Here is a 15,305-nt window from a genome sequence, read left to right on the forward strand (position 1 = left end):
TCAAGGCAGTGGGGGAGCGTGCCGGGCGTCGCGACGGGGCGAACGCCGCCTGCCGTGGCACTAGCCCGGCCAGTAGGTCCGGGTCCAGGCCGACGGGCCCGGGTGGGACAGAGGCCGGCCGGCGATGCGGGACGGGTCCGCCCACGCGTCCTTCGTGCCCGGTGCGCCGGGCGGGGTGGACGACGCCGCCACGGCGCGGGCCCGGACCACCGCCAGGGCGGCGGCGAGCTCCTCGGGGGTCGGGTTGCCCCGTACGACCTTGATGTTCACAACGGCTCCTGAACGGTCTGGACGCTCTAGAGGGGGATGTTGCCGTGCTTCTTCGGGGGCAGGGACGAGCGCTTCGTACGGAGCTGGCGCAGCCCTCGTACGACATGCCGGCGGGTGTCGGACGGCAGGATCACCGCGTCGACGTAGCCGCGTTCGGCCGCGATGTAGGGGTTGAGGAGGGTGTCCTCGTACTCCCGGATCAGCCGGGCGCGGACCACGTTCAGGTCCTCCCCGTTCGCCTCCGCCTCGGCGATCGTGCGGCGGTGCAGGATGTTGACCGCGCCCTGGGCGCCCATCACGGCGATCTGGGCGGTCGGCCAGGCGAGGTTGAGGTCGGCACCCAGGTGCTTGGAGCCCATGACGTCGTAGGCGCCGCCGAAGGCCTTGCGGGTGATGACCGTGATGAGCGGGACGGTCGCCTCCGCGTAGGCGTAGATCAGCTTCGCGCCCCGGCGGATGATGCCCGTGTGCTCCTGGTCGACGCCCGGGAGGAAGCCGGGCACGTCCACGAAGGTGATGACCGGGACGTTGAAGGCGTCGCAGGTACGGACGAAGCGGGCCGCCTTCTCCGACGCGTCGATGTCGAGGCAGCCCGCGAACTGCATCGGCTGGTTGGCGACGATACCCACCGGACGGCCCTCCACCCGGCCGAACCCGGTGAGGATGTTGGGCGCGAACAGGGACTGCGTCTCGAAGAACTCGGCGTCGTCCAGGACGTGTTCGACCACCGTGTGCATGTCGTACGGCTGGTTCGCGCTGTCCGGGATCAGTACGTCGAGCTCGCGGTCCTCGTCCGTGACGGCGAGGTCCGCCTCCTCCGGGAACAGCGGGGGTTCGCTGAGGTTGTTGGACGGCAGGTACGACAGCAGCTGCTTGACGTACTCGATGGCGTCCTTCTCGTCGCCGGCCATGTGATGCGCCACGCCCGAGGCGGAGTTGTGGGTGCGGGCGCCACCCAGCTCCTCGAAGCCGACGTCCTCGCCGGTGACGGTCTTGATGACGTCCGGGCCGGTGATGAACATGTGCGAGGTCTGGTCGACCATGACCGTGAAGTCGGTGATGGCGGGTGAGTAGACGGCGCCGCCGGCGCACGGCCCCACGACGAGCGAGATCTGCGGGATGACACCGGACGCGTGGGTGTTGCGGCGGAAGATCTCGCCGTACGCGCCCAGCGACGCCACGCCTTCCTGGATACGGGCGCCGCCCGAGTCGTTGATGCCGATGACCGGACAGCCGGTCTTCAGTGCGAAGTCCATGACCTTGACGATCTTCTGGCCGTACACCTCGCCCAGCGCACCGCCGAACACGGTGAAGTCCTGGGAGAACACGGCGACCGGACGGCCGTCGACGGTGCCGTAACCGGTCACCACACCGTCTCCGTACGGGCGGTTGTGCTCCAGCCCGAAGTTGGTCGAGCGGTGCGTGGCGAACTCGTCCAGCTCCACGAACGAGTCCTCGTCGAGGAGCAGTTCGACCCGCTCACGGGCCGTCAGTTTGCCCTTGGCGTGCTGCTTCTCGACAGCCCGTTCCGATCCGGCGTGCGTCGCCGCGTCGACGCGGCGCTGCAGGTCCGCGAGCTTGCCAGCGGTGGTGTGGATGTCGATCTGCTGCGGCTGTACCGGCTCGGCCATCGGGATGCGGCTCCCTGCAAAGAGTGACGTGCTCAGAAGGGGGATGGGCTACTCATCCGTAGCGTAGTGGGGTGCCTACCGATCGGCAGTGCGGTGTTTACCACACCTAGGGTGGTTGCATGACGCCGCGAGATGACTCAGACAGCCCGGACAACTCAGAGGGTTCCGCCGGAAACGACGGGCGCTGGTCCGACCTCGACCGGCCGCCCCTCAACGCCGGCGCCCTGCGCCGGGCGCTGGTCAAGGAGGGCGGGCTCTGGTCCGGAGTGGAGGTCGTCCGCAGCACGGGGTCCACCAACGCCGACCTCGTCGCCCTCGCGACCGCGGGCAAGGCGGAGGAGGGCCTGGTCCTGCTCGCCGAGGAGCAGACCGCCGGGCGCGGGAGGCTGGACCGGCAGTGGACGGCGCCCGCCCGTTCCGGGCTGTTCTTCTCCGTGCTGCTGAAGCCGACGGAGGTGCCGGTGGCCCGCTGGGGATGGCTGCCGCTGCTCACGGGGGTCGCGGTGGCCACGGGGCTGTCACGTGCCGCGGGCGTGGATACGTCCCTCAAATGGCCCAACGACCTGCTGGTGGACGTGGCGGGTGCGGAGCGCAAGGCGGGCGGGATCCTCGCGGAGCGCGCCGGTACCGACGGGGTGGTGATCGGCATCGGCGTCAACGTCACCCTGCGCGAGGACGAGTTGCCGGTGCCGACGGCGGGGTCGCTGGCGCTGGCAGGGGCCGTGGGGACGGACCGGGATCCGCTGCTGCGGGCGGTGCTGCGGTCGCTGGAGCAGTGGTACGTGCGGTGGCGGTCGGTGGCGGGGGATCCCGTGTTGTCGGGGCTGCAGGAGACGTATGCGGCGGGGTGCGCGACGTTGGGGCGGACGGTGCGGGCGGAGTTGCCGGGGGACCGGTCCGTGGTGGGGGAGGCGGTTGCCGTGGACGGGGACGGGCGGCTGGTGCTTGCCACGGGGGAGGGGGTGCAGGAGCCGGTGGGTGCGGGGGACGTGGTGCACCTGAGGTCGGCGTGAGGCTGCACAGGCCTTGTTTCGCCCCCGCCGCCCCCACCCGTCCCATCCTCGGGGACTCCGCCCCCGTATCCCCGCTCCTCAAACGCCGGAGGGGCTGGATCTTGCCGGCCGGGGCTGACTGTCCAGCCCGTCCGGCGAATGAGGACGAGGCCCGTTCAGGGCCGTAGGGGGTCTGGGGGCACAGCCCCCGGTGAGGGGCACACCGACTCCGGGTGCGTCGTCTCTGCTGGATCTGGCGGAGCGAGGCCGTATCGTTGAGGGCGGTCGATATCTGACCGTGACAGATCGGAAGGGCAGCAGGCGTGACCGTCGACGACACGGGCTCCGACGCGGCGGGCAGGCGGGCGGACGCTCCCCCACTCTCGACTTCGCTCGAGCGGGGGGACCCCCATGACGCCGACCCCGGCGAGGACCCGCTCGCCCTGCGGCTCGAACAGCTCATCCTCGGTGCCGAGCGGCGCTACACCCCCTTTCAGGCCGCCCGCAGCGCCGGTGTCTCCATGGAGCTGGCGTCCCGTTTCTGGCGGGCGATGGGTTTCGCCGACATCGGGCAGGCCAAGGCGCTGACGGAGGCGGACGTACTCGCGCTGCGCCGGCTCGCCGGTCTCGTCGAGGCGGGGCTGCTGAGCGAGGCCATGGCCGTGCAGGTGGCGCGTTCCACGGGGCAGACCACCGCCCGGTTGGCGGAGTGGCAGATCGACTCCTTCCTGGAGGGGCTGACCGAGCCGCCCGAGCCCGGAATGACGCGAACCGAGGTGACGTACCCGCTGATCGAGCTGCTCCTGCCCGAGCTGGAGGAGTTCATCGTCTACGTCTGGCGGCGCCAGCTCGCCGCCGCGACCGGGCGGGTCGTGCAGGCCGCCGACGACGAGGAGATGGTCGACCGGCGGCTCGCCGTCTGCTTCGCCGACCTCGTCGGGTTCACGCGGCTGACCCGTCGTATGGAGGAGGAGGAGCTCGGCGAACTCGTCGAGGCCTTCGAGACCACGGCCGCCGACCTGGTGGCAGCGCATGGCGGGCGGCTCGTCAAGACGCTCGGCGACGAGGTGCTGTACGCGGCGGACGAGCCGGGCGTGGCCGCCGAGATCGCGCTGCGGCTGATCGAGACGATGGCGCACGACGAGACGATGCCCGAGCTGCGGGTCGGGATGGCCTTCGGCACGGTGACCACCCGTATGGGTGATGTGTTCGGATCGACGGTGAATCTGGCCTCGCGGTTGACGTCGATAGCGCCACGGGACGCCGTGCTCGTCGACGGGGCGTTCGCGGAGGAGCTGATCCGTACCGGGGACGCGCCCGCCTCCGAGGCGGAGGCGGCCGAGGCCGCTGCCACCGCGGAGAAGGAGGGCGAGGAGCCCCCGGTGTACCGCTTCGCGCTCCAGCCGATGTGGCAGCGGCCGGTGCGTGGGCTTGGTGTGGTCGAGCCGTGGTTGCTGACCCGTCGGGTCGGTCCGGTGTAGGGCCGGGTGTGTGTTCTCCGTTGGTTGTGGTTGTGGTTGTGGTTGGGGCTGTGGCAGGGGTGTGGGCTTGGCGGGTCTGTTTCGTGTGGCCCGGCTGCCCGTTTCCCCTTGGTGTGGCAGTGGCCGGTGCGTGGGCTTGGTGTGGTCGAGCCGTGGCTGCTGACCCGTCGGGTCGGTCCGTGTAGGGCCCGCTGCGCGTTCTCCGTTGGCTGTGGCAGGGCCGGTGGGTGGCTTGGTGGGGCCTGGCGGGTCTGTTCCGTGTAGGGCCAGGCTGCCTGTTTCCTCTCGGTGTGGGCGATCTCCGGTTGGTGACTCGCGGGTCGGGCCCGTCGCGTAGGAGCGTTCGCTCGTGGCCTCGGCTCAGTGGCGGTGGTTCAGCGCGTCCACGCACAGGCCGATCAGCGGTACGCACACTCCGCCGGGCGCTGCGGGCTGTGGGGCCGGGGCCTGGGGCGCCTCGGGTGTCGGCGCGGGGGCCGGGGCCGTCTGCTGGGGCTGGGGCGCGGCCGGGGTCGTCGCCGGCAGCCCGCCGCGGGAGGCGGCGGGCGCCGGTGTGCTGGGCAGCTGCGGGATCGTGGTGGCGTCGGCGGCGGGGCCGGGTGACGTGGGGAGCGCGCCGAGGGGCAGGGGTCGCAGCGGGCCCGTCGTGCTCGGGAGAGCGGTCGGCAGCGCGGTCGGCGGCGTGGCCGGGGCGGGGGTCGCGCCGCCCATGGGGGCGCTCGCCGACGGGCTCGCCGTGGGGGCGCCGTCGACGGTGGCCGCCGCGTTGTCGGTGCGGGCGGCGGAGGTGTCTCTGTTCGTGTCCGCATCCACGTCGGACTGGGCCTGCGCCCTGTCCACGCCGCCCACTCCGCCGTCGGGCGTCAGCCGTACGAGGCTCAGGACGCCGGCGGCCAGCGCGAAGCCGCCCGCCGCGAGCAGGACCTTGCGGGGGCGCGGCTTGCGGTGTCGGCCCCGGGGGCGGGTGAGGAGAGGGGCGGGCGGCTCCTCGGGGGCCGGGGGAGGGGTCCAGGGCCGGGCGGGGCCCGGGTACTGGCGCGGTACCTGGGCGTCCCTCGGTGTGCCGGTCTCGACCGGCCTTGTCGTCGTGTCCGTCATCGCGATCCCTCTTCGTTGCGCGCGCCCCCGGTGCGCCGTGGCGGAGCGCACGTTATGCGTTCCCGAGAGGGAGATTTCGGGAGATCGGGGCGATGTCACCCGAACGAGGAGAGCGGGTCGTTCCTCGCCCGTTCTTCCCCCGGGCGGGACTGGGCTGCGATGATCGGGGCGACCGTAGTTAACCGGCGTTAACCAGGAGGGTGTCATGGGTGAGGAACGGTCCGAGGAGCGGTTCGGGGGGTTCGTTGTGGTGCGGCGGCATGATCACGTCGCCGAGCTGGTCCTCGACCGGCCGAAGGCCATGAACGCGGTCTCCTCCGCCATGGCCCGGTCCATCGCCGGTGCGTGTGCCGCCCTGGCCGCCGACCGTGACGTACGCGCGGTGGTGCTGACCTCCACCCATGAGCGGGCGTTCTGCGTCGGGGCCGACCTCAAGGAGCGGAACTCGATGACCGACGCCGAGCTGGTCCGGCAGCGTCCGGTGGCGCGCAGCGCGTATACCGGCGTGCTGGAGCTGCCGATGCCGACGGTCGCCGCCGTGCACGGGTTCGCGCTGGGGGGCGGGTTCGAGCTGGCGCTGTCCTGCGATCTGATCGTGGCGGACCGTACGGCGGTGGTGGGGCTCCCCGAGGTGTCCGTGGGGGTGATCCCGGGGGGCGGCGGTACGCAGCTGCTGCCCCGGCGGGTGGGCGCGGCGCGGGCCGCCGAGCTGATCTTCACCGCGCGGCGGGTGGAAGGGGGCGAGGCGCGGGAGCTGGGGCTCGTGGACGTACTGGTGGAGGAGGGACGGGACCGGGAGGAGGCGCTGGCGCTGGCGTCCCGGATCGCGGCGAACTCCCCTGTGGGGGTACGGGCGGCGAAGCGGGCGTTGCGGGTGGGGTTCGGGCTGGATCTGCGGGCGGGGCTTGAGGTGGAGGACGCGGCGTGGCGTTCCGTCGCCTTTTCGGGCGATCGGGCGGAGGGGGTCGCGGCGTTCGCCGAGAAGAGGACGCCTGTTTGGCCCGGAGAATAGGTTTTCCGGCTTCGGTGCGGGATTTCCACCCGGCCATGCGCCTCTCGGTCGGGTGAGAGGGGACCTTGAAAGGACCTCTGTCCACCCTCCCGATGTCTCAGTTCACCCAAAACCTTCCTAACCTGGATCAATGGGTGACAAAAGTCGGCTCCGTGCCGTCGTGACGCTCGCGCAGGGCATGGCCGCCGCGCACAGCCCCCGCGAGTCCTGGCGTGCCGCCGCGCTCGGTGCCTGTCATGCCCTGGCCGGGAACTTCGCCGCGCTGTCGGTCTGGGAGCGGGAGCTCGGGCGGCTGCGGGTTCTCGCAAACGTGGGGGAGCGGGCCGGTGACGAGGAGGAGTTCCCGGAGGGGGAGGCGTACCCCGTGCACCAGTTCCCGGAGATCACCGAGTTCCTGCACGAGCGGTGGGCGGGCGGCGGCGAGCCCAACGCCTGGGTCGAGACCGCCGAGGGTCCCGCGGGCGGGCCGTCGGCGGGGCGCGCCGGATACTGCCATCAGCGCGTCGCCGCCCTTCGGCGCCGGGGGCGCGGGTGCTGCGTCGTCGCCCCCGTCGTGCTGCACGGCCGGGCCTGGGGTGAGCTGTACGTCGCCCGGCCCGCCGGTGCCCCCGTCTTCGACCGTGCCGACGCCGACTTCGCCACCGTCCTGGCCTCTGTCGTCGCCGCGGGGATCGCGCAGACCGAGCGGCTGGAGGAGGCCCGGCGGCTCGCCTTCACCGACGCGCTCACCGGGCTCGCCAACCGTCGTGCGGTGGACATGCATCTCGACGAGGCGATCGAGCGGCACCGGCGGGACGGTGCCGTGGTCAGCCTGGTCGTCTGTGATCTGAACGGGCTCAAGCGCGTCAACGACACCCTGGGGCACGCGGTCGGCGACCGGTTCCTCGAACGGTTCGGATCCGTGCTTTCGCTGTGCGGGGCGATGCTGCCGGGCGCCCTCGCCGGGCGCCTCGGCGGTGACGAGTTCTGTCTGCTCGTGGTCGGTCCGCCCGCCGACGACGTGGTCCGGGCGGCGGGTGAACTGTGCCGTCGCGCGGCCGAGTTGGAGCTGGGGGAGGGGGTCGCCTGCGGGATCGCGTCGACAGCCGACCCGATCGGGCCGGTGCGGACGGCTCGCCGGTTGTTCCGGCTCGCCGATGCGGCGCAGTACCGGGCGAAGGCGGTGCGCGCGGAGCAGCCGGTGGTCGCCGGGCGCGAGGGTCCCGACGACCCGGTCGTACGCCTCGCGGACGCGGGGCCGTCCCGGGAGGGTGCGGTGGAACGCAGGCGGTTCCGTGGGCGTCGGCAGTGAGGTGCCTGGTGCCTGGTGCCTGGTGCCTGGTGCCCGGTGCCCGGTGCCCGGTGCCCGGTGCCCGGTGTCCGGTGTGGGCCTCGCTGGGGGCTGCCGCCCCCAGACCCCCGCGCCGGCCCTGAACGGGCCTTGTCCTCAATCGCCGGACGGGCTGAATTTGCCTGGGCCTGTGCCGAAGAGGGGATGTCGTCGATCGCAGGGCGGGCTGAATTTGCCTGGGCCTGTGCCGAAGAGGGGATGTCGTCGATCGCCGGGCGGGCTGAATTTGCATGGGGCCCGCGCTGCGGACGGGCCGTCCTCGATCGCCGGACGGGCTGGGCGCTTGGGGCCCGCGCTGCGGACGGGCTGTTTTCCATCGCCGGGCGGGGTGCGATGCCTGAACCTGGGCTGGTGTGACGGCGGGGGCGGGTGGATGGAGAGAAGCTCGGGCTGGGCGGGCCTTGTCCTCGCCGGACGGGCTGACTTGGCCGGGCCCGCGCCGAATGGATGTCGTGAACGGGTGGGTGGGTGGGCGGGTGGGTGTGAAATGCGGCCTGGGCGGCATCTCCGTGGCCCGGCACCTGTAAGGGGTGTACTGCCCACCCGGTAGTGACATCCTCGAATTCACTGCGTACGCTCCTGAATATGGATATGCACACTGTGGTGGTGGGGACGTCCGGGGTGACCGCGGCCGACGTGCTCGCCGTGGCGCGCGGAGGGGCCCGGATCGAGCTGTCCGGCGAAGCCCTCGCCGCCCTCGCGAAGGCCCGCGGGGTCATCGACGCGCTGGCCGCCAAGCCCGAGCCCGTGTACGGCGTGAGCACCGGGTTCGGTGCCCTGGCGACCCGGCACATCAGCCCCGAACTGCGCGCCCGGCTCCAGCGCAACATCGTCCGCTCGCACGCCGCCGGCATGGGACCGCGGGTCGAGCGGGAGGTCGTACGGGCGCTGATGTTCCTGCGGCTCAAGACCGTCTGCTCGGGACACACCGGCGTGCGTCCCGAGGTCGCGCAGACCATGGCCGACCTGCTCAACGCCGGGATCACCCCCGTCGTGCACGAGTACGGGTCCCTCGGCTGCTCCGGCGACCTCGCACCGCTCTCCCACTGCGCCCTCGCGCTCATGGGCGAGGGGGACGCCGAGGGACTCGACGGGGTCGTGAGGCCGGCCGCCGAACTCCTCGCCGAGCACGGCATCGCGCCCGTCGAGCTGCGCGAGAAGGAGGGCCTCGCCCTGCTCAACGGTACGGACGGCATGCTCGGCATGCTGATCATGGCCCTCGCCGACCTCGACACCCTCTACAAGTCCGCCGACGTCACCGCCGCGCTCTCCCTGGAGGCGCTCCTCGGCACCGACAAGGTGCTCGCGCCCGAACTGCACGCCATCCGGCCGCATCCGGGGCAGGGGGCCAGCGCGGCCAACATGCTCGCCGTGCTGAAAAGTTCCGGGCTCACCGGGCATCACCAGGACGGCGCGCCGCGCGTCCAGGACGCCTACTCCGTGCGCTGCGCCCCGCAGGTCGCCGGCGCCGGCCGGGACACCATGGCGCACGCGCGGCTCGTCGCCGAGCGGGAGCTGGCCTCGTCCGTCGACAACCCCGTCGTCCTTCCCGACGGGCGGGTCGAGTCCAACGGGAACTTCCACGGGGCACCCGTGGCGTACGTCCTCGACTTCCTCGCCATCGCCGCCGCCGACCTCGGGTCGATCGCCGAGCGGCGCACCGACCGCCTCCTCGACAAGAACCGCTCGCACGGGCTGCCGCCGTTCCTCGCGGACGACGCCGGGGTGGACAGCGGGCTGATGATCGCCCAGTACACCCAGGCCGCCCTGGTCAGCGAGTTGAAGCGGCTCGCCGTACCCGCCTCGGCCGACTCGATCCCGTCCTCCGCCATGCAGGAGGACCACGTCTCGATGGGCTGGTCGGCGGCGCGCAAGCTCCGTACGGCCGTCGACAACCTCGCCCGGATCATCGCCGTCGAACTGTACGCGGCCACGCGTGCCATCGAGTTGCGGGAGGGGCTGACGCCCGCGCCCGCGTCCCGGGCCGTCATCGACGCCGTACGGGCGGCGGGGATCGAGGGGCCGGGGCCGGACCGGTTCCTGTCGCCCGACCTCGCCGCGGCGGACGCGTTCGTGAGGGGCGGGCACCTGGTCGCGGCGGTGGAGCCGGTGACCGGGCCGTTGCGGTAACTCCCGAGACAACTCCCGTTCCCGTGCGGGGGGAACAGGGGCGGGGCCCTGCCGGTGCTGCCGGACAGGGCCCCGAAAGGTTTCCGCTTCCGTCTTGGCTGCTGCCGCTCCGGCTGCTTCAGTTCGGCCGTCTGAGCGGTGACCAGGGTGTCCGGGACGTCGTACGCCTTGCCGGTCATCATCGCGCCGAGGTTGGGCGTGTAGTAGCCCGAGACGAGGTTGTCGCCGTGGCACACAGCCGTACCGCACCCGCACTCTCGATGATCTCTTCGTGACTCCTCCCCCTCGCGAACGACGGGGCTTCTCACCTGACTCCGAGGAGTCTCAATGACGGCCAAGCCCTGACCGCTGCCGAAGGAGATACGCGGCGTGCTGCAACGCTTCGCCGCTCCGACACCAACGTCAGGTTCCTTGAGAGCTGGGCATCCCGCTCAGAACCCCAGGCGCTCCCGCCGCAGCGAATACACCACGAACCCGGCGCCCAGAGTGAGGCAGAACGTGCCGCCCAGGAAGTACGGAGTGGTGTCGAAGCTGCCGGTGTCGGCGAGGCGGCTGCCGTCGCCGGCAGCCGAGTCCGAGGTCGTCGTGGCCGTGCTCGCGCTCGTACTTGTGCCTGTACTTGTGCTCGAACTCGTGGTCGTGCTCGCGTTCGTCACGGAGACCTGCCGTGTGAAGTCCGACATCGTGGACATGGAGGTGTCCGCTCTGTGCTGCTGCTCCACCGACTTCTCAACCGTCGCGTTGGCGGACGGGACGAACCACAGGGCACCCAGGAGAGTGCCCGCTGCGGTGGCGGTCAGCAACGATCGACGTGCGGATGACACGGAATATCGATCCCCTTGTGGCGCTGGCGAATTGGCCGTGACCCCGATGCTAATGAAAGTCGCGGGTCGTGGGAAAGTTGCGGGAGCTGTGAGCCTTACGCTCTCCCACCATGAGCACTTCAGAGACATCACGTTTTGTACGGCTTCGGGTGGAACTGGTCGTCGAGGTCGACGACGTGGACGCCCTGACGAAGGCCGCGTTGCAGCGGATCGCCGGCGACGCCGGGATGCCTGCCGACGAGCGGGTACACGCCGAGGACACTGTGACGGAAGACACCGCGGAGGCGCTCGCGTACCTCGTGGACCCGTTCGACCTGGTCGGCGAGGTGCCGGGAACCGAACTGGCGCAGGCCTCCTGGAGCAGCGAGGAGATCGACTACGACCCGGATTCGCCGGATTGGGATCTCGACGAGGATGATGAGGCGGACGGCGACGAATTGGTCGGGGAGCGGGTCGGCCACTGACGCGGCTTGGGAAATTCGTGACCCCGGGCGGCAACCGCCGACCGGGGTTTCGTCGTCTCAGAGGGAGCAGCGACCGGCAGCGGCACCACGCGACCCGGTGGAGTGCGGGACGGGCGGACAGCCCCCTGTGACCCAGGCGACGTGGTGTGCCCCACACATCGAGCGAATGTGGAACGGGACGAGCCGGTCGTAGCGTTGAAGCTTGTTATGGGGACACTTGTAGTTCCGTACGGGACTCACGGGTCCCGACTGTTCGGGGATTCGGCAACGATGGAGAAGCGTGTGATGACGGACAGTAGGCGGCGCAGGGGTCTGAGGGCCGCGTCCGCCCTGCTCGGTGGCGTGCTGGTGCTCTCTGCGTGCAGCGGAGGCGACAGCGACAGTGCCTCCAAGGGCGACAGCGGGACCGACACCTCGCAGGCGAAGGCCGACGAGGCGGCGGCGGAGAAGACCTCCGAGGCCCAGATCAAGATCACACCCGGGGACGGTTCCAGCAACGCCTCCATCAACAACGCCGCCCAGGTGTCGGTGACCAAGGGCACCCTGACGGCCGTGGAGATGACGACGGCGGACGGTACCGCTGTCGCCGGCGAGATATCGGCCGACAAGACCAGCTGGAAGCCGAGCGCCCAGCTGGAGCGCGCCACCACCTACAAGGTGACGGCGGAGGCGACGGACGCCAACGGCCGCGCGGCGCACGAGAACGCCTCGTTCACCACGGTCGCCGCCGCGAACAGCTTCGTCGGCTACTTCACTCCCGAGGACGGCTCGACCGTCGGTGTGGGCATGCCCGTGTCGCTCAACTTCGACAAGGCGATCACCGAGAAGGCGGCCGTGCAGAAGGCCGTCACGGTCTCCTCGACCAGCGGGCAGGAGGTCGTCTGCCACTGGTTCAACGACACCCGCATGGACTGCCGTCCCGACGACTACTGGCAGGAGAACTCCACCGTCACGCTGAAGCTGGCGCTCGACGGCGTGGAGGGCGCGAGCGGTGTCTTCGGCGTGCAGCAGAAGACGGTCACCTTCAAGATCGGCCGCAACCAGGTGTCCATCGTCGACGCCAAGTCGAAGACGATGAAGGTCACCCAGAACGGCAAGGTCGTCAAGACCATCCCGATCTCCGCCGGTTCGCCCGAGAACAAGACGTACGAGGGCAAGATGGTGATGTCGGAGATGTTCAAGGAGACGCGCATGAACGGCGCGACCGTGGGCTTCACCGACGACGACGGCAAGGGCGAGTACGACATCAAGGACGTGCCGCACGCCATCCGGCTGACCACCTCCGGCACCTTCGTGCACGGCAACTACTGGAGCTCCGACGGGACCTTCGGCAGCGCCAACGTCAGCCACGGCTGCATCGGCCTGAACGACACCAAGGGTGCCAACGACCCGAAGTCCGAGGGTGCCTGGTTCTACAACAACTCGATCATCGGTGACGTCGTCGACGTCCGGAACACCGGCGACAAGACCGTCGACCCGGCCAACGGACTCAACGGCTGGAACCTGAGCTGGGCGGACTGGAAGGCGGGTTCGGCGGTCTGAGGTCCCTGGGACCCGCCTGACACACACTCGCCGCACAGCTTTCCGATGCCGCCCCCAGGGGCGGCATCGGTCTTTCCGGGGTTCGCCACAGCCTTCTCATGCATCTCTTATGCAGGACTTATCCCGCCATCACACGGTGTCCCTAGCTTGCGGCCATGTTCTTCACCTACCTGAGGCGCGAACTGCGCCGCCGCAGAAAAGCGGCACTCGTCGTCGCCTCCGGGCTCGCGCTCGGCATCGCCCTGGTCATCGTGGTCACCTCCGTGTCCTCGGGCATGTCGAAGGCGCAGGACAAGGTCCTGGAGTCGCTGTACGGACTCGGTACCGACATGACCGTCACCAAGGCCGCCGCGGCCCAGACCGGCACCGGTGACGCCCAGCGCCCGCGCTTCCAGTTCGACGCGCAGGCCGGCGGCGACGACTCCGACACGGAGCAGAGCAGCGACCGCGTCATGGTCCAGGGCTTCCAGACCCTGGCCGCCTCCACGGTCACCAAGGTCGGTACGCAGAAGGGTGTTTCGGACGCCGTCGGCGGACTGAGCCTTCAGGTCATCAAGGTCAGCGGCCAGTTCCGGCAGGGCCAGTTCCAGCAGGACGAACAGAGCACCGGCGGCAGCGGCAACCAGGGCGGCGGATTCCCCGGTGGCGGCGCAACCGGCGCTCCCCAGGGGCGCGTCGAGGGTGGTGGTGCCGAGTTCGACGTCAACAACTACTCGGTGTACGGCACCGACGTCACCAAGCCGGAACTCGGCCCGCTGACCTCCTCGAAGATCACCAGCGGCCGTACCTTCACGGCCTCGGAGACCGACGCCGAGGTCGTGGTCGTCGACGCCTCCTACGCCAAGGAGAAGAACCTCAAGGTCGGCAGCACGGTCACCATCAAGAGCGTCGAGTACAAGGCCATCGGCATCGCGACCCCCGAGAGCGGCGACGCGGCGGCCAACCTCTACATCCCGTTGAAGCAGGCCCAGACCCTCAGCGACTCCAAGGACAAGGTCACCACGATCTACGTCCAGGCGACCGACTCCCAGCAGATCAGCGCGGTCAAGTCGACCATCCAGAAGAACATCTCGGGTACGACCGTCACCACGTCCGCCGATCTCGCGGACACCGTCTCCGGGTCTCTGTCCACCGCCTCCGGCCTGGCTTCCAGCGTCGGCAAGTGGCTGTCCATCGCGGTGCTCGTCGCCGCCTTCCTGGTCGCGGGCCTGCTCACCTCCTCGGCCGTCTCCCGGCGGGTGCGCGAGTTCGGCACGCTGAAGGCGCTCGGCTGGAAGTCGGGCCGCGTCACCAGGCAGGTCGTCGGCGAGGCCATCGTCAACGGGCTGGTGGGCGGTGCCCTCGGTATCGCGCTCGGGCTCGCCGGCGCGTATGTCGTCACCGCGATCAGCCCGGAACTCCAGGCGGAGCTGGGCGGTTCGGGCGGCAACGGAGGTCCCGGCGGTGGCGGCGGCTTCCCCGGCGGCGGTCCCGGCCGGCAGGCCGCGTCCCAGGCCCTGACGGTCGCGCTCACCGCACCCGTGGCGCTCTCCACGATCGCCCTCGCGGTCGGCCTCGCCGTCGCGGGCGGCCTGATCGCCGGCGCCTTCGGCGGCTGGCGGGCGTCCAGGCTGCGCCCCGCGGACGCGTTGCGCCGCGTCGAGTAACGCGGGGTTCGGCTTCAACCGACGGGTGCTGGACCCACTCAGGGGCGCGGGGAACCGCGCGACGAGCCCCCACGCACCCGCACCCGCACCCGAGAACGACGACGAGCCACCCCCGAACCCCACCCAGGAGTCACCCATGTACGAACTCAAGGGCGTGACCAAGCGCTACACCCGAGGCAGGGAAACCGTCGACGCCCTCGCCGGCATCGACCTCACCATCGCCGACGGCGACCGCCTGGTCATCCAGGGCCCCACCGGCGGCGGCAAGTCGACGCTGCTTCAAATGCTCGGCGGACTCGACCGGCCCACCGAGGGAAGTATCGATCTCGACGGTACGGATCTCGCCAAACTGTCCGAGAGTCGGCTCACCAAAGTCCGCGGCGAAAACATCGGATTCGTCTTCCAGAGCTTCAATCTCATTCCGACGCTGTCGGCCCAGGAAAACGTCGAGACCGCCCTCGTACCGCTCGGCGTGAAGGCCGGGGACCGGCGTGAACGGGCCGCCGAGGCGCTGAGGTCGGTCGGGCTCGGGGAGCGGCTCGGGCATCTGCCGGGCGAGATGTCGGGCGGCCAGCAGCAGCGCGTCGCCATCGCCCGTGCGCTGGTCAAGCAGCCGAAGGTGCTGCTCGCCGACGAGCCCACCGGCAACCTCGACGAGTCGATGCGCGACGAGATCATGGACGTACTCGAAACCATGTGGAAGGAGCTCGGGCTCACTTTCATCATGGTCACGCACGACTCGGCGATCGCGAAGAAGGCCCCGCGGCTCGCGACCATCCGCAAGGGGAAGATCACCGTGAAGGAGAACGTCGGCGCGTAACCCGGAAAGTCCGCTCGCAAGGTTTCGTCACTGCCTCGTAACAGCCCACTCGTAGTCGTCCAGTC

At 70.6% G+C, this 15,305-nt stretch carries 13 protein-coding genes; 9 read left to right on the forward strand and 4 right to left on the reverse strand.

What is annotated here, in order from left to right:
* Nucleotides 1-60 precede the first annotated feature (60 nt).
* Together RB628_RS17285 and RB628_RS17290 are read right to left on the reverse strand one after the other, a co-directional pair.
* Complete coding sequence (locus tag RB628_RS17285) at nt 61-270, reverse strand: acyl-CoA carboxylase subunit epsilon (protein ID WP_318321342.1); 210 nt, start codon at nt 268-270, stop codon at nt 61-63.
* Between the two features lie 26 nt (nt 271-296).
* Nucleotides 297-1,901: an acyl-CoA carboxylase subunit beta gene (locus RB628_RS17290; RefSeq protein ID WP_318321343.1), complete on the reverse strand. Its 1,605-nt coding sequence runs from the start codon at nt 1,899-1,901 to the stop codon at nt 297-299.
* A gap of 119 nt (nt 1,902-2,020) precedes the next feature.
* Here RB628_RS17290 and RB628_RS17295 point away from each other — a divergent pair, with 119 nt between their 5' ends.
* On the forward strand, nt 2,021-2,914 hold the full coding sequence (locus RB628_RS17295) for a biotin--[acetyl-CoA-carboxylase] ligase (protein WP_318321344.1): 894 nt from the start codon (nt 2,021-2,023) through the stop codon (nt 2,912-2,914).
* 302 nt (nt 2,915-3,216) lie between these two features.
* A complete protein-coding gene (locus RB628_RS17300) occupies nt 3,217-4,374 on the forward strand; it encodes an adenylate/guanylate cyclase domain-containing protein (protein ID WP_318321345.1) in 1,158 nt (385 codons plus the stop codon).
* Between the two features lie 360 nt (nt 4,375-4,734).
* On the opposite strand, the gene RB628_RS17305 is transcribed toward RB628_RS17300, so the two are convergent.
* The gene (locus RB628_RS17305; RefSeq protein ID WP_318321346.1) at nt 4,735-5,472 is read right to left on the reverse strand and encodes a hypothetical protein; all 738 of its coding nucleotides are present in this window, start codon (nt 5,470-5,472) and stop codon (nt 4,735-4,737) included.
* Between the two features lie 205 nt (nt 5,473-5,677).
* Here RB628_RS17305 and RB628_RS17310 point away from each other — a divergent pair, with 205 nt between their 5' ends.
* From RB628_RS17310 to hutH, 3 genes are all read left to right on the forward strand, one after another.
* The gene (locus RB628_RS17310) at nt 5,678-6,484 is read left to right on the forward strand and encodes an enoyl-CoA hydratase/isomerase family protein (RefSeq protein WP_318321347.1); all 807 of its coding nucleotides are present in this window, start codon (nt 5,678-5,680) and stop codon (nt 6,482-6,484) included.
* Nucleotides 6,485-6,614: 130 nt separating this feature from the next.
* A complete protein-coding gene (locus RB628_RS17315) occupies nt 6,615-7,775 on the forward strand; it encodes a sensor domain-containing diguanylate cyclase (protein WP_318321348.1) in 1,161 nt (386 codons plus the stop codon).
* 630 nt (nt 7,776-8,405) lie between these two features.
* Nucleotides 8,406-9,944, forward strand: coding sequence for a histidine ammonia-lyase (hutH, locus tag RB628_RS17320; protein ID WP_318321396.1), 1,539 nt, complete (start codon nt 8,406-8,408; stop codon nt 9,942-9,944).
* 431 nt (nt 9,945-10,375) lie between these two features.
* Here the strand turns inward: hutH and RB628_RS17325 are convergent, their stop codons facing one another.
* Complete coding sequence (locus tag RB628_RS17325) at nt 10,376-10,747, reverse strand: cell wall protein (RefSeq protein ID WP_412180678.1); 372 nt, start codon at nt 10,745-10,747, stop codon at nt 10,376-10,378.
* A gap of 131 nt (nt 10,748-10,878) precedes the next feature.
* Here RB628_RS17325 and RB628_RS17330 point away from each other — a divergent pair, with 131 nt between their 5' ends.
* The 4 genes from RB628_RS17330 (at nt 10,879) to RB628_RS17345 (ending at nt 15,240) form a co-directional block, all read left to right on the forward strand.
* Nucleotides 10,879-11,232 carry a hypothetical protein gene (locus RB628_RS17330; RefSeq protein ID WP_318321350.1) on the forward strand — a complete coding sequence of 118 codons (354 nt, stop codon included), beginning with the start codon at nt 10,879-10,881 and terminating at the stop codon, nt 11,230-11,232.
* A gap of 270 nt (nt 11,233-11,502) precedes the next feature.
* Entirely contained in the window at nt 11,503-12,774 is a 1,272-nt protein-coding gene (locus RB628_RS17335) for a L,D-transpeptidase (protein WP_318321351.1), read from the forward strand.
* Nucleotides 12,775-12,929: 155 nt separating this feature from the next.
* A complete protein-coding gene (locus RB628_RS17340; RefSeq protein ID WP_318321352.1) occupies nt 12,930-14,420 on the forward strand; it encodes an ABC transporter permease in 1,491 nt (496 codons plus the stop codon).
* A 136-nt stretch (nt 14,421-14,556) separates the two neighbouring features.
* Complete coding sequence (locus RB628_RS17345; RefSeq protein WP_318321353.1) at nt 14,557-15,240, forward strand: ABC transporter ATP-binding protein; 684 nt, start codon at nt 14,557-14,559, stop codon at nt 15,238-15,240.
* Nucleotides 15,241-15,305: the final 65 nt, after the last annotated feature.

This window comes from Streptomyces sp. ADMS (assembly GCF_033441795.1).
In the GTDB taxonomy this organism is placed as follows: Bacteria; Actinomycetota; Actinomycetes; order Streptomycetales; family Streptomycetaceae; genus Streptomyces.

What these genes read in the sequence shown, in the direction of transcription:
- RB628_RS17305 (WP_318321346.1), bottom strand. Translation starts at nt 5,472, where the DNA reads ATGACGGACACGACGACAAGGCCGGTCGAGACCGGCACACCGAGGGAC.
- RB628_RS17315 (WP_318321348.1), top strand. Translation starts at nt 6,615, where the DNA reads ATGGGTGACAAAAGTCGGCTCCGTGCCGTCGTGACGCTCGCGCAGGGC.
- hutH (WP_318321396.1), top strand. Translation starts at nt 8,406, where the DNA reads ATGCACACTGTGGTGGTGGGGACGTCCGGGGTGACCGCGGCCGACGTG.
- RB628_RS17310 (WP_318321347.1), top strand. Translation starts at nt 5,678, where the DNA reads ATGGGTGAGGAACGGTCCGAGGAGCGGTTCGGGGGGTTCGTTGTGGTG.
- RB628_RS17295 (WP_318321344.1), top strand. Translation starts at nt 2,021, where the DNA reads ATGACGCCGCGAGATGACTCAGACAGCCCGGACAACTCAGAGGGTTCC.
- RB628_RS17290 (WP_318321343.1), bottom strand. Translation starts at nt 1,901, where the DNA reads ATGGCCGAGCCGGTACAGCCGCAGCAGATCGACATCCACACCACCGCT.
- RB628_RS17330 (WP_318321350.1), top strand. Translation starts at nt 10,879, where the DNA reads ATGAGCACTTCAGAGACATCACGTTTTGTACGGCTTCGGGTGGAACTG.
- RB628_RS17335 (WP_318321351.1), top strand. Translation starts at nt 11,503, where the DNA reads ATGGAGAAGCGTGTGATGACGGACAGTAGGCGGCGCAGGGGTCTGAGG.
- RB628_RS17345 (WP_318321353.1), top strand. Translation starts at nt 14,557, where the DNA reads ATGTACGAACTCAAGGGCGTGACCAAGCGCTACACCCGAGGCAGGGAA.
- RB628_RS17340 (WP_318321352.1), top strand. Translation starts at nt 12,930, where the DNA reads ATGTTCTTCACCTACCTGAGGCGCGAACTGCGCCGCCGCAGAAAAGCG.